This is a genomic window from Ignavigranum ruoffiae, from assembly GCF_900110675.1.
Taxonomy (GTDB): Bacteria; Bacillota; Bacilli; order Lactobacillales; family Aerococcaceae; genus Ignavigranum; species Ignavigranum ruoffiae.
Window position 1 is genome coordinate 134,809 of the sequence record NZ_FOEN01000004.1, and the last position, 25,717, is coordinate 160,525.

Here is a 25,717-nt window from a genome sequence, read left to right on the forward strand (position 1 = left end):
ATGCAAGAAGAAGTGATGGATTCAAATAAATTTGAAATGGTCGGCATTCGCCAAGAAGAGACGGATGTCCTCAGTGCCAAATCGATTTCTTTTTGGGGAACAGTTTGGCGGACCTTTGTTCGTAATAAATTAGCCATTACCGGACTTATCATCTTATTAGTGGTAATGTTAATGGCTTTGATTGTACCTGAAATTTGGCGTTATAGTTATAGTGAGCAGACGGGGATTTATAATCATGCACCGAATGCTGATTTTCTATTTGGCACGGACAATTTGGGTCGCGATATTTTTGTCCGTTCATGGGTCGGTGCTCGAATTTCTCTGGCCATCGGTTTGTCAGCAGCAGCTATCGATGTGATTATTGGTGTCCTTTGGGGCAGCGTCGCCGGCATCGTTGGAGGTAAAGTCGATAATTTTATGATGCGTGTTGCTGATATCTTAACCGCTGTTCCTTACTTGTTGGTAGTTATCTTGCTTTTGGTTGTTATGGATCAAGGTCTCTTCCCAATGATCGTAGCCCTGTCGATTACCGGTTGGGTTCGGATGGCTCGGATTGTTCGTGGAGAGGTCATGTCGATTAAGAACCAAGAGTATGTTCTGGCAGCGCGTACCTTAGGGGCAGATACTAAACACTTAATTCGTAAGCATTTAATTCCCAATTCCTTAGGATCTATCATTGTGACCATGACCTTGACTATTCCTGCCGCTATCTTTACCGAGTCTTTCTTAAGTTATATCGGTCTTGGAGTGACTCCGCCGATGGCCTCTTGGGGAACCATGGCTTCCGAGGGTAATGAAGCAATTATGACAGCGCCTTGGCGTTTATTCTTCCCGGCTCTACTGATTTCAATTACCATTTTTGCATTTAATGCGGTCGGCGATGGATTACGTGATGCGCTCGATCCGAAGTTGAGAAAGTAGGGGAAGAGAATGAGTGAACAAATATTAGAATTAAAAGATTTACATGTGTCATTTAAAACCTTTGCGGGACGAAACCATGCCGTCCGTGGTGTAAGTTTCAATTTGAATAAGGGAGAGACTTTAGCTATTGTAGGCGAGTCAGGATCGGGTAAGAGTGTTACCTCGAATGCTATCATGCGTTTAATTCCCGAACCGCCAGGCCACTATGATCAGGGTGAGATTATTTTTCAAGGGAAGAACCTATTAGACCTATCAGAGAATGAAATGGCTGAGATTCGTGGGAACGATATTGCCATGATTTTCCAAGATCCGATGACTTCCTTGAATCCGACGATCAAGATTGGTAAGCAAATTATGGAAGTGATCCAAATTCATGATCGCAAGGTTTCCGATAAAGAAGCTAAAGCCCGGGCATTGGCCTTATTGGAGAAGGTGGGGATTCCTGATTCTGATAAGCGATTTAATCAATATCCCCATCAATTCTCAGGTGGGATGCGGCAAAGGGTTGTGATTTCCATTGCCTTAGCAGCCAATCCGCAGTTATTAATTGCCGACGAACCAACTACTGCCTTGGATGTTACCATCCAGGCTCAGATTCTGGAATTGATGAAAGAGATCCAAAAAGATTCTAACAACTCGATTATCTTTATTACTCACGATTTAGGGGTGGTGGCTAATGTGGCTGATAAGGTAGCGGTCATGTATGCCGGACAAATTGTCGAGTATGGCGATGTCAATGAAATCTTCTATAATCCTAAGCATCCATATACTTGGGGCTTATTAGGTTCGATGCCTGATTTAGCCAGTGATAGCCAGGAGGAACTTTATACAATCCCTGGAGCACCGCCTAATTTGATTGATCCACCCAAAGGGGATGCCTTTGCACCTCGTAATCCTTATGCTATGGCGATTGATTATGAGCAAGAACCGCCAATGTATCAAGTCAACGAAAATCACTATGCCAAAACTTGGTTGCTTCACCCACAAGCGCCTACGGTTGAAATGCCAGCCATTATTTCTAAACGGATTGCGCGCTATTTAAGTCAAGATATTGAAGGAGGCGTTCAAGCATGAATGATGTGAAATTATTAGAAGTACGCCATCTCAAACAATATTTTGGTAAGAAGGCCCAACCAGTTAAAGCGGTTGACGATATTTCTTTTGATATCCGCCAAGGAGAAGTATTGGGTTTGGTCGGGGAGTCTGGTTCAGGGAAATCAACCACCGGCCGAGCAATTATCGGTTTGAATAAGATTACGGATGGCGAAATTATCTACAATGGCCAAGCCATTCAAAACCTACAAGACCCTAAAGCTAAAAAAGCCTTAGCGAAGAAGATTCAAATGATTTTTCAGGACCCTTATGCTTCATTAAATCCACGGATGACTGTAGCTGAAATTATTGGCGAAGGGTTTGATATTCATGGGATGTATCCTAAGCGCAAAGAACGAGCGGAACGGATTGCCTACTTATTAGAAGTGGTTGGTCTTAATCGTGAACATGCTAACCGTTATGCCCATGAATTCTCTGGTGGCCAACGGCAACGGATTGGTATTGCTCGGGCTTTGGCCTTAGAACCTGAATTTATTATTGCTGATGAACCTATCTCAGCATTGGATGTGTCAATCCAAGCACAGGTAGTGAATTTATTGAAACGACTGCAGGTAGAACGTAATTTAACCTACCTCTTTATTGCTCATGACCTCTCGATGGTTAAATATATCTCCGATCGGATTGCGGTCATGTACCATGGAAAGATTCTTGAATTGGGGACAGCGGATGAAATATACTATCATCCAATACACCCATATACCAAATCTCTGTTGTCTGCTGTCCCCCAACCTGATCCAAGGAGTGAACAGAAGCGTCAGCGTGTTCCATATTTGCATGTTGACGCCGATGACACTCTGAAGAAGTTTGAGGTTTCTGCCGGACACTATGTGATGGCGACGCCGAAGCAGTATGAGGAGTGGACAAAAGCAAGTCAACTTGTTTAAGCTGATAAACGATTGATAAATTATTTTTACAGTAAGGAAATTATCTTTCTAGATAAATAATAGCTAATTTTTAATTAGCCCTTCACCATCCATTTAATGGCGGAGGGCTATTCTAATGGCTAAAATAACACTGAAATTCGTTTCTTAGAAAATGTTCTGTCGAGAATATTTTTTGCTCATTTTACTCAGTAATAAAAGGAATAAATGTGGTCAAAACTAAAAATATATTATAGAAGAAATAGAAAAATTTTGCCTTTGATATTACATAAACACACCTTGTCATCTTGTGAAAGAAGGTATCTATCCTCTTTATTATCTTTTGAAAGTTTATTAGCCGTAGCTATAGATTAAGCAGACAAATAAGTTAACTTTTAATCGGACCTATAAGCGGATTTGATAAGTAAAAATTTATCTCTGAGCAAAAAACTAGCTCTTTTGCCTGACAGTGATACAATAGCAAGGGTTTAAATTAAAAAATGCTAAAAAATATTAAAGAAAGCGCTTGCTACACCTATAAATTTGACTTATACTTTACTTGTAAGAAAAAGTTAGCGTTTCAAATTAAATATTAAATGAGTTGATTTAGCCTTTATACTAAATTGATAACTTAGATTCGAGGTATATTATGGATATTATTCAATTATCATATTTAGTCAACATAGTGAAATATAACTTTAACTTATCTGAAGCATCTAAAAGAATCCATGTGACTCAGTCCGCCCTGAGTCAATTTATTTCAAATTTTGAAGAAAGAGAAGAAATTAGACTCTTCCAACGCAAAAATAATCGTTTAGTCGGCTTAACCGAAAGTGGCGAGATTATTTATAAATATGCCCAAGAAATTTTAAGTAAATATGATGAAATGATTTTTTCGGCTCGGAAAGTTGTCTCAAAAGAGAAATCAACCGTCAGAATTGGGGTGCCTTCACTGATTTTAATGGTTTATTTCTCATCTATGTTTCCTAAAATTATCCAAAAACATCCTTCAATCAATATCGAAGTGGTCGAAGCAGGTTCGCGTAAAATTCGTAATTTATTAATTGCCAACGAAATTGATTTGGCGATTATGCTTGATCCAACCGATCTGAGTGAATTTACCTATCATCAAGAACTGGTCCATTCTTCAGAAATTTCTGCTTTTATCAATTCAAACCATCCGTTAGCTCAGAAGAAACAATTGACGTGGGATGAAGTTAGTCAATATGAATTTGCTACCTTTAATGAAGAACACACCACCAATGTCCTACTTCAACAAAAGTTAAAAGACTTAGCGACGGATAAAGAAATAGCCTATACAGCCTCGGCCTGGGATTATTTAATTCATTTGACGATGGATACAAATATCGTAACGTTTCTTCCAGATCTTATTTATCGTTATACCCGTCAAGATGTCATTTTACAAAAGAAATTGGTCGATCCTTTAGAATTTAAAATATATGCCTGCCGCCTTTTAAATGATAAGTATTCACCGGAAGAACAATATGTTTTTGATTATATTATAAGTAACTTTGATATTTATAGTAAGGAGGCCTGATCTATTTTCCTGCTGTCTTAGCAGGTTTTTATCTATAAAGAGTATTGAAAACGCTTTACTAACGGTGTTTTTCTCTTTTTCATCCATTAATGGTTCTTATTAGTTTTGCTAATGATTAAATTATTATTAGTAATTTGTAATCGTTTCCACCTTACCATATAATTCTTTTAGAAGCGCTAGACAAAGTTTTTTAGGAGGGATAGTCATTGAATAGAGTAGCTGTAGTAGCCGCTAAACGTTCTGCCTTAGGTAGTTATGGAGGTTCTTTGAAGGGAATCTCTGCGGTTGATTTAGGTGCCAGTGTTGTCAAACAAACGCTTGAATCTATCAATTTAGATCCAAGTATGGTCAATGAAGTCATTATGGGGAATGTTTTAAGTGCAGGTTTAGGTCAAAACGTTGCTCGTCAAGTCTCAATGAATGCTGGGATTCCGAAAGAAGTTCCTGCATTAACCATTAACAAAGTGTGTGGATCAGGGTTAAAAGCTGTTGTTCTAGCGGCCCAATCTATTATGACGGGTGATAATGAAATTGTCGTCGCAGGTGGTACCGAAAATATGAGCCGTGCGCCTTATGTCATGGACGCAGCTCGTTGGGGAGCTCGGATGGGCGATACAAAATTAGTCGATACCATGATTCGTGATGGTTTATCTGATGCTTTTGAAGGCATTCACATGGGAATGACCGCTGAGAATATTGCTGAAAAATACGGATTTACCCGTGAAATGCAAGATGAACTTGCAGTGATGAGTCAAAATCGGGCAGAAGCTGCCATTAAAGCCGGTCGCTTCAAGGAAGAGATTGTGCCGATTGAAGTTCCACAACGTAAGGGTGATCCGCTCATCTTTGATACAGATGAATTCCCTCGTTTTGGCTCTACTATGGAATCTTTAGGTAAATTAAGACCTGCCTTCAAGAAAGACGGAACCGTTACTGCTGGAAATGCTTCAGGAATTAACGACGGTGCAGCGGTATTGATCTTAATGTCTGAAGACAAAGCTAATGAATTAGGTATGAAACCATTAGCCTTCATTAAATCTTATGCTTCAGGCGGTGTAGATCCTCGTATCATGGGTACAGGCCCTATTCCTGCTTCGCAAAAAGCATTGAAAAAAGCCGGTTTAACCGTAGAAGATTTAGATTTAATTGAAGCCAATGAAGCCTTCGCAGCTCAAGCGCTAAGTGTAGCACATACGCTTGGTTTTGATATGGATAAAGTGAATGTGAATGGTGGAGCTATTGCCCTAGGACATCCAATCGGAGCTTCAGGAGCCCGTGTCTTTGTTACCTTATTACACGAAATGCTTAAGAGAGATTCTAAGACAGGTCTCGCTACATTATGTATTGGTGGCGGTCAAGGTATTTCTGTCATTGTTGAACGTTAATTTTCTCAAACATTTAACAGACTTATAAATCATAAAATGAAAGAAGGAAATAAATAATGGCAATTCAAAAAGTATTGGTTATCGGTGCAGGTCAAATGGGTGGCGGAATCGCTCAATCATTCGCAGAACATGGTTACGATGTTGTGCTTAACGATATTAAACAAGAATTTGTTGACAAAGGATTAGCTAATATTGAAGGCCGCTTAAACAAAGCTGTCTCTAAAGGTAAGAAAACAGAAGACGAAGTCAAAGAAATTCTTGGTCGTTTCACAACCTCTACAGACTATGAAGCAGCTAAAGAAGTCGACTTAGTAGTTGAAGCTGCAACTGAAAATCCGAATATCAAATTAGATATCTTCCGCCAATTAGATGAACTAGCTAAACCTGAAACAATCTTAGCATCTAATACCTCATCATTATCCATTACCATGATTGCTGCTGCTACCAAACGTCCAGACAAAGTGATTGGTCTTCACTTCTTTAACCCAGTTCACGCCATGAAATTAATCGAATTAAACATTGGCTTAACAACTTCTGAAGAAACCGCCAAAATTATGACTGAAGTCGGTGAATCTTTAGAAAAAACTGTCGTAAGAGCGAAAGACAGTGCTGGATTCGTTGTTAACCGGATCTTAATCCCAATGATTAATGAAGCAATCTATGTTTATAGCGAAGGGGTTGCGAGCGCGGAAGATATTGATGAAGCCATGAAATTAGGGGCAAACCACCCAATGGGACCATTGGCCTTAGGTGATTTAGTTGGTTTAGATGTTGTTTTAGCGATTATGAATGTTTTACATACCCAAATCGGAGATCAAAAATACCGTCCAGCTCCATTATTGAAGAAGATGGTTGAAGCCGGACAACTAGGTCGCAAATCTGGTCGCGGATTCTTTGAATATTAATAAGCTATTAAGATTAACAGCAGAATTATAGGAGGAATAGAATGACTGAATTTAAGACCATCGAATTAGTGATTGAAGATGCGATTGCTACACTTATCATTAACCAACCAAAATCTTTAAATGCTCTAACCACAGAAGTTCTTTCTGAAATTGGTCAAGCCATCGAAGAAGTAGAGAACAATCTGGATATTCGTGCTTTAATTATTACCGGTGCCGGCGAAAAATCATTCGTCGCCGGAGCCAATATTGTTGAAATGAAAGATAAAAATGCGCTCGAAGGCGAAATTTTTGGTCGCTTAGGGAATGAAGTTTTCTATAAATTATCAACGTTAAGACAACCAACCATTGCTGCAGTAAATGGTTTCGCCCTAGGTGGGGGTTGTGAATTAGCAATGGCTTGTGACATTCGTTTAGCTTCAGAGAATGCCCTATTTGGTCAACCAGAAGTTGGACTAGGAATTACGCCAGGATTTGGTGGAACTCAACGTTTGGCCCGCTTAGTCGGCCCTGGAATTGCTAAAGAATTAATTTATTCAGCACGTAACGTTAAAGCGGCTGAAGCTAAAGAAATCGGCTTAGTAAACCGGGTAGTAGCTCTTGAAGAATTACTTCCAGAAGCCAAGAAATTAGCAGAAAAAATTGCAAAACAAGCACCACTTGCTGTGGAAAAAGCTAAAGAAATGATCAATAAAGGATTAGATTTACCTCTTGCAGCAGGTATTGATGTTGAGGTTCAAGGATTTGGACTCTTGTTCTCAACAGAAGATCAAAAAGCGGGAATGACAGCTTTTGTAAATAAAGAAAAAGCTACATTCAACCGCAAATAAAGAAGGTTTTAAATGCAAAAATACTAGGAAAGTAGGTTCATGTATGGCAAAAATTGTTCCGATTGAAGAAGCAGTTGCTTTAATTAAACCGGGAAGTTCTTTCTCATTCAATGGCTTCTTAGGAGTTTCCACTCCAATTAAATTGTTTGAAGGCCTAGTCAAAGCCGGCACTAAAGACTTATCGATTGTAGCTGCCGTAATGTCCTTCCCTTATGAAGAACATGATATCAGTATCTTGGCTGTCAACAAACAAATCAAGAAGATTACCGCAGCCCATGTGGGTACTTCACGAGAAATTTCTAAACAATATTTTGCAGGTGAGATCGATATTGACTTTGTTCCAATGGGAACCGTAGCAGAATGTCTTCACGCTGGTGGTGCAGGATTGGGTGGGGTAATTACTCCAGTTGGAGTTGGAACCGTTCAAGAAGAAAGCCATGAGAAGATTGTCCGTAATGGTAAAGAATACTTGTGGTATGATCCAATCACAACCGATGCTGCTTTGATTAAAGTTAACAAAGTTGACAAAGAAGGAAATTGCTACTGCTTCGGAACATCCAAATCATTGGCCTTAGAATGTGCATTGGCCGCTGAAACTGTGATTGTAGAAGCTGACGAAATTGTTGAAGTTGGCGACATCGAACCAACAGATGTTTATATCCCTGGCATGTTAGTCGACTATATCGTTCAAGGCTTAACACCAGCTGAACGACAAGACTACTATAAAGAATTATGGGGCAAACATAATTTATTATCGAAGGGGGTAAACTAGTATGAAGCCAAAAGAGATTATCGCTAGACGTATCGCCAAAGAATTTAAAGATGGTGACGTCCTTAACCTAGGTTTTGGGATTCCTAACCTATCTGCTGCATACTTACCAGCAGATGTCAAAGTAACCTTGCAAGCTGAGAACGGTGCCTTGAAATTTGGTCCACCACCAACCGAAGAAACACTGAATCCAGACTATTCTAACTCTGGCGGAATGCCTTTAACTTTCCAAAAAGGAGCCTCAACTTTCAGTATGTTAACTTCTTTTGCCATTATCCGTGGGGGTCACGTGGACTGTACCGCTCTGGGTGCTTTGGAAGTTGACCAAGAGGGATCCATCGCTAACTGGATGGTTCCTGGCGTTCTAGCACCTGGTATGGGTGGCGCGATGGACTTATTGGTCGGAGCCAAACGAGTGATTGCTTCACTTCAACATTGTGATAAGCATGGTAATTCTAAAGTATTGAAGAAATGTACTTTGCCATTATCTGCTAAGAGCTGTCTAGATTTGATTATTACTGATTTAGCAGTGTTTGAATTCCAAGCAGGTAAATTATTATTGGTTGAAACCGCACCAGGTGTAAGTGTCGAAGACGTACTTGCCAAGACTGAAGCGGATGTTATTGTAAGCGATAACGTAAAAGTGATGGATATTTAATTATTTCTTAAATTATTATTAGGGGGACAAATAAATGCAAACTAAAGAAGAATTAATCAAAGAATTATGGCCAGAAGATTTACTAGGATATGCTGAGAAATTAACCGATAAAGAAGTGGCTATCTTAAAAAATCTTCAAGAACAACTCGAAGAACGTTTACGTCCATTAATCTATGACTGTACCGAAAAAGCAGAATTACCACGGGAAGAAATTTTAGGGGTGTTCCGTGACTGCCGGATTATGGACCATCCTGATTTATTCGAAGGTCGCGATCAAGACTGGAAACCAAGTGAAGTTTACAATGTATTCCTTTACTTGACTTTAGCACGCTTTGACCCATCTGTGGCGACTTTCTATACGGTCCATGGTGGATTAGGTTACAATACCATCTTAATGGGTGGAAATGATGAACAACGTGAACGTTTTGGTCGCCCAGTTCAACGCTTCGAAGCTCAAACCTGTTTTGGTTTAACTGAACCTGATCACGGGTCAGATATTGCTTCTGGTTTAGCTTCAACAGCAGAACGTAAAGGGGATAAATGGATTATCAATGGAGAAAAACGCTGGATTGGTGGGGCCAAAACGGCTGACTTCATTCCATTCTTCGCCCGTGACGTTGAAACTGGTAAAATTATGTGCTTCATGATTGGCAAAGACTCACCAGGTCTTGAAGTTGAGAACGTGGAACACAAGATTGCTTTACGTATCGTTAATAACGGTCATATCACTTGTAAAGATGTTCAAGTCGACGAAAAAGACCGTTTAGAATTTATCAAAGGTTGGAAGACCGTTGCTAACATCTTCGTTCGTACTCGTCTAGATGTGGCTCATATCGCTTTAGGTACGGCTGCTGGATCATTTATTGCTGCCCAAAAATTAGTCACAACCCGTGAACAATTCGGCCGTAAAATTGGCAGCTTCCAACTGGTTCAAGAAAAATTAGCCCGGATGCAAGCCAATGTCATTGCAGCTTTAGGTTATTCTGTACGAGTGGCTGAAATTCAAGAAACTGGTAAAGAAGTTATGTTAAACTCATCACTTGCTAAAATGCACAATGCGTTAAGAATGCGTGAAACTGTAGCCTTAGGTCGTGAAATCTGTGGTGGTAACGGAATTACCTATGATGTGGATGTGGCTCGCTTCTTCGTTGATGCTGAAGCTATCTATACATATGAAGGTACCCATGAAGTGAACGCGCTGATTATCGGCCGTGAACTGACTAACTTAGCTGCTTTCGTTTAAGCTCATTAAATATTCCTTTCCTGACCGGTTATGGTTGACAAGAGTCGACCATAACCTTTTTTTCTGATAAAGAGTAGACTTGTCAATGAGTCTAATAACATATTTTACCGACGATTGAAATTCTTCAGTCGTCTTTTTTATTTCAGCAACTAATAGAAGATAGACTACCATCTTAATTCGAATCTTTACACAATCTTTACATTCACAAGCGACTAATTTACATAAAAAACACATTAGATTTACATTCTTTTTATAAACTAGACCTAAAGCAATCAAAGAATTTGGAGGATGACACATGCAAACAATGATTAAGAAATTATTCCTTTGTTTTGGTCTCTTAGCGTTAGTGATGTCTGGTTTAAATCCCGCAATGAACTTGGTTCATGCCCAAGAAAAAACAGAAATTATCTTCTGGCATGGAATGGGTGGATCAACTGGGGAAGCTTTACAAAAGTTAGTCGATGACTTCAATGCCTCTCAAGATGAAGTGGTGGTCAATGCCCAATACCAAGGGTCTTATGATGAAACCTTAACAAAATTACGGTCATCTGCTTCTGGTTCAGAAGTGGGTGCAGATTTGGTTCAAGTCTTTGAAGTTGGGACGACCTTTATGATTGATTCTGGTCTCACCGTTCCGATCCAAGATTATGTCGATGCCAGTGACTTTGACTTAAATCAATTAGAACCAAACTTATTAGCTTATTTCACTATTGATGGTAAATTGCATTCAATGCCTTTTAATAATTCAACGCCCTTAATGTATTACAATGTTGATATCTTTAAGAAAGCCGGCGTTGAGCCTCCTAAAACCTTAGAAGAAATGATTGAAATCACGCCGAAACTTCAAGAAGCAGGAGCAGCAATGGGAGCAACGATTTCAATTTATGGTTGGTGGATTGACCAATGGTTTAACAAGATGGAGAAAGATTTATTTGACAATGGCAATGGTCGCGATGGGGGACCAACTTCAGTTGCCTTTATCGAAAATGGTGGCATGGAGAAAATTCTAAGTATGTGGAAGAAAGGTTTAGATGCTGGCGCCCTACCTAATGTGGGTCGAACAGGAGGTCAACCAGAATTTGTTGCTGGTCAATCTGCTATGACTTTTGGATCTACTGCAAGCCTTCGTCAAATCTTAACCGAAGTTGATGGGCGCTTTGAAGTCGGCACGGCTTATTATCCAGGTATCGATGCAGAAGATAAAGGTGGCGTATCCATTGGTGGTGCTTCGCTATGGATGATTGAATCTGGAGATGATGCGAAGAAAGAAGCTACTTGGAAATTTATTCAATATTTAGTTTCTGCTCCAGCGCAAGCACAATGGAATGTTGATACTGGTTATTTCCCAGTAAACTTAGCTGCCCACGATGAACAATTATTTAAGGATAATTTAGCTGAATATCCACAATTCCAAACAGCGATTGACCAACTCCACGATTCCAAACCAGAAGACCAAGGAGCGTTGGCGGGTGTGGCTCAAGAGTCTCGCCAAATTTTTGAGAATGAAGTTGAGAAAGTATTAAATGGTGAGATTGAACCTGCAGCTGCCGCTCAAAATATGGCCGATCAAATCAATAAAGCGATTGAGAATTATAACGCAGCCAATCAATAAACCCAGACAGATTTAAGATTACGGGATAGAAGCTGGTCTTTTATCCCGTTTTTTGATTATGAGGAAAGGAGTTTGTTATGGAAGAGCATGTTGTGATAATAGCCGAAGAGAAATCATGGATTGAGAAATATAAAGCCTATGCTTATTTATTAGCTCCGATCAGTATTCTAACCATTTTTATGTTCTGGCCTTTTTTCAAGACACTCGAACGTAGTCTTTTTTTAACCAATAATTTGGGCCAGAATGCTAAATTTTTAGGCTGGGCCAATTATAGTGAACTTTTGACCAGTCCTAGTTTTTGGAATAGTGTCCTGGTTACTTTTAATTTTGTAGTGATAGTGGTGATTTTTGGGGTCTTGTTGGGTTTTCTAACCGCTTTGCTCTGCCAACGAACCTTTCCTGGCATTAAATTCTTTTCCACCAGTTATGCTATGCCAATGGCGATTGCTTCGGCCGGGATGGCCATGATCTTTCAAGTCATGTTAAATCCGACCGTGGGGATTATCAATAAAATTATGGGAACGTACATAAATTATTTATCTCAACCTAATTCTGCCCTCCTAGTAATTGGACTATTAACCGGTTGGCTGAATTCGGGGATGAATTTTCTGTATTTCTCTTCTGGCTTAGCCAGTATTGATGAGAGTCTATATGAATCTTCCTCAATTGATGGGGCTAATCGTTGGCAACAATTTCTTTACATTACTTTGCCCTCTTTGAAGCCAACTTTGTTTTTCGTGATTGTAACCAACGTGATTAATGCCTTCCAAGGCTTTGGACAGATTAATATTTTGACCAAGGGAGGCCCAGGTCAAGCCACTAATGTCATCGTTTATGATATCTATCGCAATGCCTTCATGAATTATCGCTATGGTTTTGCTTCGGCAGAGTCGGTGATACTATTTTTAATCGTCATGATTTTGACGATAATCATGTTCAAGTTACGTAGAAAGGAGTCTTAAGATGACCAATTCTAAAGTCCTCGCCAGTGGCAATCGACGTAGCCGGCAAAAACAACGTCTAGAATCAATCTTGAGAATTCTTCTAAATCTTTTGGTCTGGCTGTTTGTGATGTTTCCCATGTTATATGCTTTTTCGATGGCAGTGAAACCCTCAGGAGAATTGTATGATCCCAATTCGATTTGGTTACCTCAGCAGCCAACCTTGACGAATTTTGTGGATGTCTTTCGGATTGCCCCGATCGCTACTTACATTCGAAATTCTTTGATTGTGGCGACGATGATCACCTTAAGTCAAATTATTACTTCACTATTAGCTGCTTTTGCTTTTTGTTTTTTAAATTTTAAAGGGAAAGGATTATTGTATGCTTTAATCTTATCGACCATGATGATTCCTGGGGAAGCGGTGATTATTTCTCAATTCTTAATGGTTTCTGCCTGGGGTTGGACCGATTCGCTCTATGTGCTTATTGTTCCTTTCATTGTATCGGCTTTTAATATATTCTTATGTGTTCAAGCCTTACAAAATTTCCCTTATGAAATTTATGAAGCCGCCAAGATGGATGGCTGTCCTGACATTCGTTTTGTGTTTACCATCTTAATGCCCTTGATTAAACCTACCTTGGGGGCTATGTCGGTGCAATCTTTCTTAAGTGGTTGGAACATGTATATGTGGCCCTTATTAGTGACCAATAATGATCAAAATCGAACCGTCCAAATCGGGATTTCAATGTTAAATAGTGTTGATTCGCAGTCCCTCGTGCTGATGGTAGCAGGAGTAGTGCTTTGTATGATTCCTAGTTTATTAATCTTTATAATTGGCTCACGCAATATGGTTAAGGGTCTAACTGCTGGGGCAGTGAAAGGTTAGAAGGGGAGAAGTAATATGGCCAATGTAGAATTAAAAAAAGTTGCCAAAATATATGAAGATGGCTACAAAGCCGTCAAAAATATCGATTTAAGCATCCGTGATGAAGAGTTTGTGGTTTTGGTCGGCCCTTCAGGCTGTGGTAAGTCAACCACGCTGAGAATGATTGCTGGTTTAGAGGATATTTCAGAAGGTGAATTATATATTGGTGATCAATTAGTCAATAATGTCTTAGCGAAAGACCGTGATATTGCGATGGTATTCCAATCTTATGCTCTTTATCCGCATATGACTAATCGCGATAATATTGCCTTTGCCTTGAAATTAGCTGGTGTATCTAAGGCTGAACGTTATCGTAAAGTTGATGAGGTAGCTAAAGTCTTGCAATTGCAGAGTGTCCTGGATAAAAAGCCTGGAGCACTTTCTGGTGGCCAACGTCAACGGGTCGCCCTAGGACGAGCCATGGTTCGTAATCCCAAGGTATTCTTACTGGATGAGCCTTTATCCAACCTAGATGCTAAACTAAGGGTTTCAATGCGCGCAGAAATTGTAGCTCTTCACCGCGAATTAAAGACGACCTTTATTTATGTGACACATGATCAGACGGAAGCGATGACCATGGGCGATCGAATTGCGGTGATGTCAGTAGGGAATGTGGAACAATTTGATAGTCCAGCTAACCTTTATCATAATCCAGCCAATGTATTTGTAGCAGAATTTATTGGTTCCCCACAAATGAATATGATCGCAGCCCAACTAGTCTTGAAAGATCAACAACCAGCGATTAAGATATTAGACCGTAGCTTTGTGCTTGATTCGAAGATCGCCGATCGCCTAGCAGTAACCGTAAGAGATCAACCAATTTGGTTGGGGATTCGGCCAGAAAATATTGCCTATACTGAGCAAGAAGGGGACTATATTTATCCGGTTCAAGCTGTCAACGTTGAACAGTTAGGTTCAGATACCTATTTATATTTTGATTTACCAGCAGCGAGTCGGCGGGCAGCCGCACGGTTTAATCCACCGCGGATGATTAAACATCAGCAGAACCTAAAAGTGAAGTTGGATCCACAAAAGCTGCATTTGTTTGATAAAGCGAGTGGGGAAACAATTTTACGTCCTCGTAATTTTGAAGGAGATGAATAATGGAAACTCAAATTATTGCCCATCGTGGTTTCAGTGGTCGCTATCCAGAGAATACTATGCTGGCTTTTAAAGCTGCGGAATTAGCCCAAGCTGATGGTATTGAATTAGATGTCCATTTAACGAAAGATGATGAATTGATTATTTGCCATGATGAACGCATCGATCGAACTTCTAATGGACAGGGTTATCTCAAGGATTACCGCCTCAAAGAAATTCAAGAATTTACTTTCTTAAATGGCTTGGACCAATGGCAACATCGAGATCATGCTGATATTACTGCTCCAAGTTTATCAGAATTTTTTACTTGGTTTGTTGAGACTGAAATGTTGGTCAATATTGAAATTAAAAATAATATTTTTGCCTATCCAGGAATTGTTAAAAAAGTAATAGACTTAATCAAACATTTTGATATAAGTCATCGAGTAATTCTCTCTTCTTTCAACCACCACACTATTCGGGAAGTTCAAAGTCATGATTCGACCTTATCTTGTGGTTTCTTAACCGGCTGTTCGCTCCTAGAGCCAGGAAAGTATTGTCGCCAATATAAGGTGGATTATTATCATCCTTATTATCATTCGATTAATGAACAAGATCTAAAGGATTGCCAAGACAACCAGGTAGCTTTAAATGTTTGGACGGTAGATCATCCTGAAGATTTACGACGGCTAATTGAATGGGGTGTGCAAGGAATCATCACCAACCAGGTAGAATTAGCTAAAAGCGTTATGAATGACTATCAACGCTTACAAAATTCTTAGTATAAGTAAAATTGAGTTTACAATTTAGAAGCACTTGTTGTTGCAAAGTAGGAAGTATAATAACAGCGGTATTGGCAAAATATATAAAAAAGCCTCGAAGAAATGTGTCCCATATTTCTTCGAGGTTTAATTTATTGTTTAAAATTTATTCGTTGACTTAAGGGATAGATAATCATCCCACCTAATACCATGGCAATCAGTTCGGATAAGACTAAACCGCCATATAAGGGAAGAAATGGACCATCATAGCCGAGGAATTGAATCATCAAGGCGATGGTAATCATCGATAAAGAAAAGATTATCGCCAGAATCCCGTATTTTATCAGCATGGGATCGATCGATAATTGATAATGACTTTGAATCCATGGAACCATTCGATCCGCCAGCCATCTCCCAAAATAGAGAAAGACTAAAGTTGATAGACTACCTACAACCATATCTAAGGGGCCGAAAGCAAAGTAATTCGCAATAAAGACGCCTAAAGTAACGGCCCAAATATGCCGTTTCTGATAAAGGGCTAGAAAGTTCAGCCCTTCAGCAATTCGAAAGTTAAGCGGTCCATAAGCAAAAGGGGCGGTTAAGAAGGTGACCACCACATAGACGCCCGCAATCAAGGCCACGTTAGCAATCGTCCGAGATTTGCTCTCATCATAATGTATATTCATATTATTCTCTCCTTTATAGGTTTCACCTATTCATACTACGACCAAAGGACACTGAGTGGCTAAATCCACTGAAGAATCGTAGGTTATTCATCTACTCGAATAACAAAAAATATGTTACAATATAAACAAAAGAAAGGCAAGTAAAACTTGCCTTAGTCTCTGGCAATAAAGCGGTGATGGAGGCCGGCACTTAGATAAACATTCTCATCTAAGTCAACAACTACCCCTTCAATGCCAGGTGTATTATTAATATGACCGATAGCTTCTTGGCAGGTATTGTGAAATAAAATCGTAGCCCAAATTTCACAATCTAAGGAAGTTTTAGAAATAATTGAGATGCTACCAATCTCAGTAAAGATTGGAAATCCTGTCCGTGAATCCAGGATATGGTGGTAGGTCTTGCCGTCAACATTGAGACAGCGTTCATAGATCCCAGAGGTCACGACCGATTCATCAACAACTTTAACTGCACCGAGAATATCGCCTCGATTGCGATTTAATCGCTGAATGCCCACCCGCCATTGATGATCAGGTTGGGTATTGGAATCGCCAATGGTTAAGACATTGCCACCGAGATTGATGATTCCATGTTTCACTCCCTTAGAAATAAAAAAATCTTTAAGGATATCGGCAAAGTAGCCTTTAGCTAAGGCACCTAAATCTATTTCCATACCGACGCGACTTAGATAGACGGTCTGTTTTTCTTCATTAAGGTGAATTTTTTGCGGGTCAATCAGTTCTAAGACAGCATTAATTTCTTGGTCACTAGGTCGACGTGCATCCTTAAAGCCAATCCGCCATAACTTGACTAAGGGACCTATGGCGATATTTAAATTTAAGAGGCTCGCGATACTGTACATTTTTCCAATCTTAATCAGATAGAAGAGATCATCATCAACTCGGACCGCTTTTTTACCGGCATTCTGGTTGATCTTCATCAAATTTGAAGCATTATCGTTGGCATTAAACCTTTTTTCTAGATCGATTAATATGTTATGAGCGTGTTTTAATAATGATTTGGCATTAGGATGAGTGATTTGTAAAGTTACATGAGTTCCCATCATTTTATAACTTTCTGTGGTGAGTACCATTCAATCATTCCTTTGCTATAATCTAATTCCATTGTACTAGATTCACAGATAAATGTCTTATAATTTTCTAGATTTCTTTGAGGATTCATAATAATGTTAGGAAGCCCAACAAATCATGTTTGTAAGGGGTTCCATTAAGGAGAGAAACCGATGTTACAGCCCAATCAAAAACTGGTATTTGCCGGGGATAGTATCACAGATGCCTACCGTGACTATGGCAACCCAAACAACCTTGGTCTAGGTTATGTGAATATGTTGAACTATTTCTTGCAACTCAAGTTTCCCCAGCTTAAGCTGCAAGTATTTAACCGCGGGATTAATGGTCATCGTTTAATTGATATGAAGCGTCGTTGGCAAGAAAATTGTCTTGACTTTCAGCCGGATTGGGTCAGTATTCTGATTGGTATCAATGATATTTGGACCCATCACCATCAGTATAAGAATATTGGCATGGCCTACTGGCATAATTTCTATAATGATTACGATTCTCTCATTGCTCAGACAAAAAATCAAGGTGCTCAAGTGGTTTTAATGAAAGTTTTTGTCTTACCTTATCCCCAAGAGCGCCTAAATTGGCAAGCAGATGTCTTTATTATGAATCAGTTAATTGATCAATTAGCCAAACATCATCAATGTCTAACGGTTGAACTTCAAGGTCCTTTATTAAGCTTGGGACGAGAGTATGGTTTTGCCTTATATACGGGCAGTGATGGTGTTCACCCAACCCCTTTAGGTCACGGAGTAATTGCTCAAAACTGGTTAAAAGCTTTAGGATATTTCTAAGAAAGCCTTTTGCTTGAAAGGCTTGGTTAATTATATTATAATGATTCTAGATTGAGAAATCTAATAATATTATATGGAGGTCATTATAATGATGGAAATCGACTGGAAAGATCATGGTAAACAACCTTATGTGATTGATATCGAGAAAGCAACCCTAGATAATGATAACTACCGTACTACTTTGTGGACCGGTGAGAAGCTTCAATTAACAGTGATGACAATCCAACCAGGCGATGACATTGGTTTAGAAGTCCACCATGGAATTGACCAATTCTTACGAATTGAAGAAGGTAAAGGTTTATGCCAAATGGGTCCTAGTAAAGACAATCTTGATGTCGAAGTTGAAGTGGGCGACGATTCAGGAATCTTCGTGCCAGCTGATATGTGGCATAATGTAACAAATAAAAGCGATAAGCCACTAAAATTATATACAATTTATGCAAGTCCTGACCATCTTCCAGGAACTGTTCATCCGACCCACGAAGATGCTGAAAATGATCCAAACGAACATTAATAGTTAATTTCTGCTTGAGAAAGCAATAAGCCAGCGAAATCGCTGGCTTTTTTAATGACTATTTTAGCTGATATATTAAGCCTTAAAAACATAAGTCACCGTTTGTTGATTTATATCAGTGGTAAACTGATCGGCCTTGACCTTTGTAGCAAAGGCATTGAAAGTTTCTAGGTCAAAATTTTGTGCCAACAATAAATGTTGGGCTAATTGGCCTCGAAGTTTTTTTGTTGTAGCTGAAGGTAAATTTTTGCCTGTTCGCTTAATAAATTGAATATCAATCACTTCACAGTCTGGAGCTGAAATTAATTGAGAGAATTCTTTTGAGGCCAAATTATATATCGTGGCTCCCTTAAAGTAATCGCTGATGATGGGTTCCCATAGAGCTCTAAGACTTTTTCCGTGGATTTTTAAAGCAACTTGTAAGTCAAGGCGATAGGGATGAATAGGGTCACTGGGCTTAAGAGGGCCGTATAAAGCTGAGAGAATCCGTAAATGCTGATCGCAATAAGCCAGGTCAAGATTACTCCAGTCAATTTGGCGGAAGGCTAGCCCTTGATAGGTCAGGTAAGCAGCTTTGGCCTGGTCGGTATCTAATTTTGTAAAGTAGGTCTCAACCTGATTTAATAAATTTCCTTTAATTTGGAAAAGTTGAGCAATTTCTAGACGATTGAGTCCTTTAAGTTTTGCTTGAATAGCCTGTGTCAAATCATGTTTTTCGGCGATTTGTTGACCGGGACTGGCATCCATTTCCTTGCTCGGTGAGAGAATAATATAGTTTGCCACTAGCTTCTCCTTTCTAAAATATTAATGGATTTCTTAGGCAAGCTTTTCCTCTCTTTGTTATAATAATAAAGATAAAGAAAGGAAGATAGCCATGACATTTGAAGAAATCTTACCAAAAATCAAACAAGGCGACAAGGCCTTGCGTCGGATCTGGAAGGGTGGCGAATTGTATATTAAATTAGCCGACCCCAAAGAATTTGAGGGCCAACCACTGACTCCCTATTTCTTGATTATGGTGGAAGGCGAAGGTTACTCAATGTTTCAACCTACAGTCTGCGACATTCTAGCCATTGATTGGTTTGTCGTCGAAGATAAGTAATCATGTTAACAAACAAACAGAATCAATCAGCTGGCCAAACAATTGTATTAGTGACTGGAGCGGGATCAGGCATTGGTCAAGCTCAAGCCTTAGCTTTCTTAAGGCAAGGGGCTCAAGTGATTGCTGTGGACCGTCAGGCTGGGTTTGCTCGATTAAAGAATGAGAATAATGACGATCAACTTGAATGTTTTCAAGTGGATTTGAGCCAAGAAGCAGAGGTTAAGGACCTATTTGTGACCATTCAAGCATCATATCCACGATTAGATGTGCTTTGCAATACGGCAGGACAATTAGATGATTATCGGCCACTAGCAGAAATTGATTATGCTTTCTGGCGGCAAATTATGGCCAATGACTTAGATAGTCTATTTCTAGTTACCCAGCAAGCCCTTCCCTTATTATTAAGCAACTCAAAAAGTCATGTGATTAATATGGCGTCGATAGCGGGGATGACCACAGCGGGCGGTGGCATTGCCTACACCTCAGCTAAACATGCGATTGTTGGTTTCACTAAGCAATTAGCTTATGAATATAGTCGATTAGGTCTAAGGGCAAATGCAATTGCTCCTGGAGCCATCCAGACACCAATGAATCAGGCTGATTTTGCTGGAGATGGTCAGATGGCTGAACAAGTTCGCCAACAAATTCCCTTGCAACGTTGGGCCCAAGCCAAGGAAGTCGCTGATTTAACCTTGTTTCTTGCGAGTGAACAAGCCGACTATATCCAAGGAGCTATAATCCCACTGGATGGCGGCTGGTTGATACGTTAGAAGTCTTTGTTTAAACAAGGTTCGGTGCTTTACAGCGTAAGATAATTTTAGTAAAGTTAGTAGTGTTAAAAGTTTAAGAAAATATAGGAGGTGACGCTTTGGGGATTGCAAGCATGAAGAAAATTAGTATCTTAGCGCGCAAAGAAGATCAAGATAAAGTGTTGCAAACCGTCCAGTCATTCCAAAACGTTGAAATCATTGATCTAAAAGATAAGGTCTCTTCTGAACTTTTGTCTCACTTTGAACGTCCCCAAGTTGAATCGACGGTGCGTAAATTGAGTCGGCAAATTGATCGGTTAGATGAGAATATAGCCTACCTTGTTTCCTATGTGAAACCCAAGAGTCTCTGGGAAAAATTAGGACAGGGTCGCGAGAATTTTACCTTAGATGAATTGTATCAGCAAGTCCACCAACTGGATGTCGATTTACTATTAGATACAGTTCAAGAACAACGTGATCATATTCTAGCCTTAGAAAAAGATATTGATAAGATAGAACAAGATGAGGCTTTATTACGGCAATGGCAAAAGTTAGAAATGGATCCCAAGCAATTAAAGGATTTAAAATTCCTTAAAGCTGAGATTGGTTCGATTGAAACTAAAAATTCTGAAGAATTTGTTCAGGCAATCCAGGCTATGGATGGAGTGGCTGAAGAAATTTATTATACAGACGAATATATGAATTATTTAGTCGTGGTAGACAAAATGAAAGAAACTCAATTAGAAGACTTATTAAATCATTTTGCCTTCAAACATTTTGATTACCCATTCGTTCGACCGCCTCAAGAAGCTTTGAAGAATACCTTGGCTTATCGAGAACAATTAATTCGCGTTCATCGAGATGCCCGTCAACGGTTGCGTTATAATGACCAGACTCTCTGGAATTTAAAGTTAGTTAAAGAATACATTTATAATGTACGAGAAAGAGAAAAGGCCAGAGAATTGATTCTGAATGGTTCATCCTTATTTATGGTTTCGGGTTGGACGCCTGAAGAAGATTTAATGGAAGAAATCGCTTCGATTCGGGCAGAGCTTGTCGATCAACCTTTGGCTATCTTAACCGAGGATGTGCAACTCGAAGAAATAGATGAAGTGCCCATCAAGTTGGACAATGCTCATATTATAGGGCCTTTTGAATCGCTGACTAAACAATACAGTCTGCCTAAATATAATGCCAAGGATCCAACGCCATTCTTGTATCCTTTTCATATATTATTTTTCGGCATGATGAGTGCAGATTTTGGCTATGGAATGATACTTTGGTTGTTAACCTTTATCCCTTTAAAACGCTTTGATCTTAAAGCGGGTACGCGACAGACATTGAGGTTCTTCCATCAATTATCATATGGTACGATGGCTGTCGGTTTATTCTTTGGTTCGTTTTTTGGTTTCAATTTACCTTTTAAAGTGTGGGATATCACCGGAAATGTTATTGAAGTTTTAATTTTATCAGTCGTCTTCGGGATTATTCATCTTTTTGTAGGATACACCTTGAAGAGTGTCGAAGCCTTTAAACAAAAGGATTGGAAGAGTTTCTATCTAGACGCAGTTCAGTGGTTATTGATGCTTATTGGTATTGTAATTCTAGGGATTAACATGGCATTTCTGAACAATCAAGCTTTACTTCAAAAGATTGGAACTTGGCTGATTATTGGTAATGTCATTGGAATGATTGTGGTCAATATTGTAGCCAGTCACAACAAGTTAGTTGGTTTAGGTCAAGGTGCTTTAGGCGTCATTGGCGTAGCAGGGTTTATGGGGGATCTGATTTCCTATACCCGGTTAGCAGCCTTAGCCATATCAGGAGCTAATATTGGGATGGCCTTCAATATGATTATTGGTATTTTGCCACCAATCGCTCGGTTTTCTGTGGGGATTATTTTATTTGTTGTCCTACACGCCTTAAATATCTTTTTAACGTTTTTAGGTGCCTATGTCCACGACATGCGTTTGGAATATGTTGAATTTTTTGGCAAATTTTATGAAGGTGGGGGCAAGGCCTTTATGCCTCTGGGGACGCTCAACGATAATATAAATATAAAAAAGGAGAAATGATAAGATGGAATTTTCAATTGTAAATATTTTTGGTGAATATACTGGAATTATCTTAGCAGGTTTAGGAGCAGCCCTTGCTGTCTTCCTGTCAGGCTATGGTTCTTCTAAGGGTGTGGGCATCGCGGGGGAATCAGCCGCAGCCCTCTGTAAAGAAAAGCCAGAACTTTATGGCCAAGCCTTAGTTATGCAGTTGTTGCCAGCGACCCAAGGTTTATATGGTTTCGTCGTTGCCGTTATGATTATTATTTTCTCTAGTGTCGATATGACTGCAGGTCAAGGTTGGTACTTCTTTATGGCTGGTTTACCGGTAGCTTTTGGTGGTTATTTCTCTGGCCCATATCAAGGTCGTGTTTCTGCTTCTGGGATGCAAATTTTGGCTCAACGACCAGAAAATTTATCTCAAGCCATGACTTTTTCTGCTATGGTTGAAACCTACGCGATCTTAGGATTGGTTGTTTCTATTCTAATGCTAGTTCTAAAAACATTCTAAGAATATTTTGGCTTGTCTGGCTAAGGAGGGTAATTAAATATGTCCAATGTAGATTACGGCCCTTTGAATGTGGCCTTACGGGTCCATGAAACTGAACTCTTAGATGATAATTTCTATCGACAATTATTGACTGTTGAATCAATTGACCAAGCGTTAAAATTACTTCAAGGAACGCCCTATGGCTTTATCCAAGATGCGAGAAACATTGATCAAGAGTTAAGAGATTATGTTGCACAGGTTTTTCGAGAAGCCTTTGAGATGGCTCCAGATAAAACAGTGATTGAATTTGCCTCATTAGATTATACTTATCATAATTTAAAAGTCTTATTCAAAAATTACTATTCTGATCGTCAACTTGAAAACCTTTTACTGAATGTTGGTCGCTATTCTCAAGAAGAGCTGAATAAGGCGATTAGAACAGGCCAAAGTACAGAATTACCTGAAGAATATTTGTATGTCATTCGAGAAGTTCGGGATTACTTTGAAACTTATCATAATTTGAACCATCTAGATGTTATTTTGGATTACTATTATTTAGATCATTTATACGATTTAGCCAAAAAAATTGGTCATCCACTTATTGTTGATATGATTCAGCAATACATTGATTTTAATAATATGATTATTGCGATTCGTTTGATCAATTTGCATAAACCTGTATCGAGTTTAGCCGGGATGGTTCCTGATTTAGGACGCATTCCGACCGAACAATACGTTAAAGCGAGTAAAGATGGTCTCACTGGTTTGACAAATATGTTGTTAACCAGTCCCTATCAGGAACTCATTGCTTCAGTGTTAGATAAAGAAAATCATGTTGACCCAATCCAATTGGAGAAAGTTTTAGATGATCACCGGATGCAGAAACTTAAATCAGCCAAATTTGAATCCTTTGGACCCTTACCGGTGATTGCCTATCTCTATGCTAAAGAAACTGAAGTTAAGAATCTGCGTCTCATTCTTAGTGGCTTGTTAAATGATTTACCCAAAGAAAGTATTGCCGCTGCCTTAAGGTTAAATTATCGCTAACTTATAAAAACCAGCGTAATTTTCATTAGATAAACTTCGTTGCCTCATTCCCTTTCATTTTAATAATGGAAGGGAATTTTTGTCGGGGTATAAATTTTTTCCTAACAAAGTCGCTGTATAAAAACTTTTTAAATGAAAATAACGGTTGATTTAATCGCAAAAAACCATATAAAGTAGCTAAAAGGTGCAATTTGCGAATGAGAACAATTAGAATTTAATAATACTTTGCAAAGATTTATTCTCAGCACTTGCTTGCTAAGCTTGACCTCATCCGTTTTCATTATGAGATGTGATGGATATCACATTCTCAGTGTTACAGATATATAGCAACCGTTTGCAGTGCATGTTATACTACAGGTGTAGTAAGCGCTTATAGTATTAAAAAGAAAGCAAGGAGTGTTAGAATGACTAAACCTGTTCACGTTTTTTCGGAAATTGGTAAGTTAAAAAAAGTTTGTTTACACCGTCCTGGTAAAGAGTTAGAAAACTTAATGCCTGACTACTTAGAAAGACTTTTGTTTGATGATATCCCATATTTAGAAGAAGCTCAAAAAGAACATGATGCATTCGCAAAAGCATTAGAAGATAACGGCGTAGAAGTTGTTTATCTAGAAAAATTAGCTGCTGAAGCTATTGATGCTGGTAACGTTAAAGAACAATTCGTTGATGAATGGATTTCAGAATCTGGAATTGTTTCAGAAAACGTAAAAGCTATCGTTAAAGAAAAATTATTAGCTATGGATACTTTTGACATGGTTCTTAAGACTATGGAAGGTTTCAAAAAGTCTGAAATCGATACTAAAGACCTTAATTCATTAGCTGACTTAATTGAAACTGACTACCCATTCTTGGTAGATCCAATGCCAAACCTATACTTCACCCGTGACCCATTTGCTACAATGGCTAACGGTGTAACAGTTAACCACATGTTTGCTGATACTCGTAACCGTGAAACTCTATATGGTCACTATATCTTCACTTATCACCCAGAATTCGGTGGCGATAATGTAGAAAAATACTATAGCCGTGACGAAGATACTCGTATCGAAGGTGGGGACGAATTAGTATTATCTAAAGACGTTCTAGCTGTTGGTATTTCACAACGTACTGACTCTCGTTCAATCGAAAAAGTTGCTAAACGTTTATTTGAAGCTGGAGCTTTCAAAGAAGTATTAGCTTTCTTAATCGGTGAAAACCGTAAATTCATGCACTTGGATACTGTATTCACAATGGTTGACTACGATAAATTCACGATCCACCCAGAAATCGAAGCTGGATTACGTGTATTATCATTAAAACCAGGTGAAAACGGCGAAGTAGTTATCGAAGAAAAAGACTCAAATCGTCTTGATGAAGTTTTAGCAGAAGCTTTAGGTTTAGATTCTGTTACTTTAATCCCATGTGCTGGTGGCGAAATTGTTGCAGCTGCTCGCGAACAATGGAATGACGGTTCAAACACCTTAACAATTGCACCAGGTGTGGTAGTTGTTTATGACCGTAACGTTACAACTAACAAATTGTTAGAAGATCATGGATTACAATTGATCAAAGTTAAAGGTTCGGAATTAGTTCGCGGTCGTGGTGGCCCTCGTTGTATGTCAATGCCACTTGTACGTGAAGACATCTAATTAACGACTCAT

General features: G+C 39.1%; 26 protein-coding genes. 23 read left to right on the forward strand and 3 right to left on the reverse strand.

Going from position 1 to position 25,717, the window contains the following annotated elements; all coding sequences use genetic code 11:
• From BMX34_RS04715 to BMX34_RS04790, 15 genes are all read left to right on the forward strand, one after another.
• Positions 1–921, forward strand: coding sequence for an ABC transporter permease (locus BMX34_RS04715; protein WP_092571337.1), 921 nt, complete (start codon positions 1–3; stop codon positions 919–921).
• Between the two features lie 9 nt (positions 922–930).
• On the forward strand, positions 931–1,995 hold the full coding sequence (locus BMX34_RS04720) for an ABC transporter ATP-binding protein (protein ID WP_092571339.1): 1,065 nt from the start codon (positions 931–933) through the stop codon (positions 1,993–1,995).
• Positions 1,992–2,918, forward strand: coding sequence for an ABC transporter ATP-binding protein (locus BMX34_RS04725; RefSeq protein WP_092571341.1), 927 nt, complete (start codon positions 1,992–1,994; stop codon positions 2,916–2,918). The genes BMX34_RS04720 and BMX34_RS04725 overlap by 4 nt, the downstream gene beginning before the upstream one ends.
• A 625-nt stretch (positions 2,919–3,543) precedes the next feature.
• Entirely contained in the window at positions 3,544–4,452 is a 909-nt protein-coding gene (locus BMX34_RS04730) for a LysR family transcriptional regulator (protein ID WP_092571343.1), read from the forward strand.
• Between the two features lie 206 nt (positions 4,453–4,658).
• Positions 4,659–5,837: an acetyl-CoA C-acetyltransferase gene (locus BMX34_RS04735; RefSeq protein WP_092571345.1), complete on the forward strand. Its 1,179-nt coding sequence runs from the start codon at positions 4,659–4,661 to the stop codon at positions 5,835–5,837.
• A gap of 56 nt (positions 5,838–5,893) precedes the next feature.
• A complete protein-coding gene (locus BMX34_RS04740; protein ID WP_092571347.1) occupies positions 5,894–6,742 on the forward strand; it encodes a 3-hydroxybutyryl-CoA dehydrogenase in 849 nt (282 codons plus the stop codon).
• 41 nt (positions 6,743–6,783) lie between these two features.
• The gene (locus tag BMX34_RS04745; protein ID WP_092571349.1) at positions 6,784–7,569 is read left to right on the forward strand and encodes an enoyl-CoA hydratase-related protein; all 786 of its coding nucleotides are present in this window, start codon (positions 6,784–6,786) and stop codon (positions 7,567–7,569) included.
• A gap of 43 nt (positions 7,570–7,612) precedes the next feature.
• Complete coding sequence (locus tag BMX34_RS04750; RefSeq protein WP_092571351.1) at positions 7,613–8,341, forward strand: CoA transferase subunit A; 729 nt, start codon at positions 7,613–7,615, stop codon at positions 8,339–8,341.
• Position 8,342: 1 nt separating this feature from the next.
• Positions 8,343–8,996, forward strand: a complete 654-nt coding sequence (locus BMX34_RS04755) for a 3-oxoacid CoA-transferase subunit B (RefSeq protein ID WP_092571353.1) — start codon at positions 8,343–8,345, stop codon at positions 8,994–8,996.
• 34 nt (positions 8,997–9,030) lie between these two features.
• On the forward strand, positions 9,031–10,239 hold the full coding sequence (fadE, locus tag BMX34_RS04760) for an acyl-CoA dehydrogenase FadE (RefSeq protein WP_092571355.1): 1,209 nt from the start codon (positions 9,031–9,033) through the stop codon (positions 10,237–10,239).
• Positions 10,240–10,534: 295 nt separating this feature from the next.
• Positions 10,535–11,851, forward strand: coding sequence for an ABC transporter substrate-binding protein (locus tag BMX34_RS04770; protein ID WP_092571359.1), 1,317 nt, complete (start codon positions 10,535–10,537; stop codon positions 11,849–11,851).
• Positions 11,852–11,928: 77 nt separating this feature from the next.
• Complete coding sequence (locus BMX34_RS04775) at positions 11,929–12,813, forward strand: carbohydrate ABC transporter permease (protein WP_092571361.1); 885 nt, start codon at positions 11,929–11,931, stop codon at positions 12,811–12,813.
• A gap of 1 nt (position 12,814) precedes the next feature.
• Positions 12,815–13,681 carry a carbohydrate ABC transporter permease gene (locus tag BMX34_RS04780; RefSeq protein WP_092571363.1) on the forward strand — a complete coding sequence of 289 codons (867 nt, stop codon included), beginning with the start codon at positions 12,815–12,817 and terminating at the stop codon, positions 13,679–13,681.
• A gap of 15 nt (positions 13,682–13,696) precedes the next feature.
• The gene (locus tag BMX34_RS04785; protein WP_092571365.1) at positions 13,697–14,824 is read left to right on the forward strand and encodes an ABC transporter ATP-binding protein; all 1,128 of its coding nucleotides are present in this window, start codon (positions 13,697–13,699) and stop codon (positions 14,822–14,824) included.
• Complete coding sequence (locus BMX34_RS04790) at positions 14,824–15,582, forward strand: glycerophosphodiester phosphodiesterase (RefSeq protein WP_092571367.1); 759 nt, start codon at positions 14,824–14,826, stop codon at positions 15,580–15,582. The genes BMX34_RS04785 and BMX34_RS04790 overlap by 1 nt, the downstream gene beginning before the upstream one ends.
• Before the next feature lie 131 nt (positions 15,583–15,713).
• Here the strand turns inward: BMX34_RS04790 and BMX34_RS04795 are convergent, their stop codons facing one another.
• Positions 15,714–16,247: a QueT transporter family protein gene (locus BMX34_RS04795; RefSeq protein WP_092571369.1), complete on the reverse strand. Its 534-nt coding sequence runs from the start codon at positions 16,245–16,247 to the stop codon at positions 15,714–15,716.
• 152 nt (positions 16,248–16,399) lie between these two features.
• Positions 16,400–17,338, reverse strand: coding sequence for an FAD:protein FMN transferase (locus BMX34_RS04800; protein WP_092571372.1), 939 nt, complete (start codon positions 17,336–17,338; stop codon positions 16,400–16,402).
• A 150-nt stretch (positions 17,339–17,488) separates the two neighbouring features.
• Here BMX34_RS04800 and BMX34_RS04805 point away from each other — a divergent pair, with 150 nt between their 5' ends.
• A complete protein-coding gene (locus tag BMX34_RS04805; RefSeq protein ID WP_092571374.1) occupies positions 17,489–18,121 on the forward strand; it encodes an SGNH/GDSL hydrolase family protein in 633 nt (210 codons plus the stop codon).
• 91 nt (positions 18,122–18,212) lie between these two features.
• Positions 18,213–18,635 carry a cupin domain-containing protein gene (locus tag BMX34_RS04810; protein WP_092571410.1) on the forward strand — a complete coding sequence of 141 codons (423 nt, stop codon included), beginning with the start codon at positions 18,213–18,215 and terminating at the stop codon, positions 18,633–18,635.
• A gap of 75 nt (positions 18,636–18,710) precedes the next feature.
• Here the strand turns inward: BMX34_RS04810 and BMX34_RS04815 are convergent, their stop codons facing one another.
• On the reverse strand, positions 18,711–19,418 hold the full coding sequence (locus BMX34_RS04815) for a YaaA family protein (RefSeq protein WP_092571376.1): 708 nt from the start codon (positions 19,416–19,418) through the stop codon (positions 18,711–18,713).
• A gap of 91 nt (positions 19,419–19,509) precedes the next feature.
• On the opposite strand from BMX34_RS04815, the gene BMX34_RS04820 reads away from it, so the two are divergent.
• From BMX34_RS04820 to arcA, 6 genes are all read left to right on the forward strand, one after another.
• The gene (locus tag BMX34_RS04820; RefSeq protein WP_092571379.1) at positions 19,510–19,737 is read left to right on the forward strand and encodes a DUF2829 domain-containing protein; all 228 of its coding nucleotides are present in this window, start codon (positions 19,510–19,512) and stop codon (positions 19,735–19,737) included.
• Between the two features lie 2 nt (positions 19,738–19,739).
• Entirely contained in the window at positions 19,740–20,507 is a 768-nt protein-coding gene (locus tag BMX34_RS04825) for a 3-oxoacyl-ACP reductase (protein ID WP_092571381.1), read from the forward strand.
• Positions 20,508–20,620: 113 nt separating this feature from the next.
• Positions 20,621–22,561, forward strand: coding sequence for a V-type ATP synthase subunit I (locus tag BMX34_RS04830; RefSeq protein WP_143440731.1), 1,941 nt, complete (start codon positions 20,621–20,623; stop codon positions 22,559–22,561).
• Positions 22,562–22,565: 4 nt separating this feature from the next.
• Positions 22,566–23,051 (forward strand): V-type ATP synthase subunit K, encoded by a 486-nt coding sequence (locus BMX34_RS04835; protein WP_092571387.1) that lies wholly within the window; start codon positions 22,566–22,568, stop codon positions 23,049–23,051.
• 39 nt (positions 23,052–23,090) lie between these two features.
• Positions 23,091–24,077, forward strand: coding sequence for a V-type ATPase subunit (locus BMX34_RS04840; protein WP_092571389.1), 987 nt, complete (start codon positions 23,091–23,093; stop codon positions 24,075–24,077).
• Between the two features lie 404 nt (positions 24,078–24,481).
• The gene (gene arcA / locus BMX34_RS04845; RefSeq protein WP_092571391.1) at positions 24,482–25,705 is read left to right on the forward strand and encodes an arginine deiminase; all 1,224 of its coding nucleotides are present in this window, start codon (positions 24,482–24,484) and stop codon (positions 25,703–25,705) included.
• Positions 25,706–25,717: the final 12 nt, after the last annotated feature.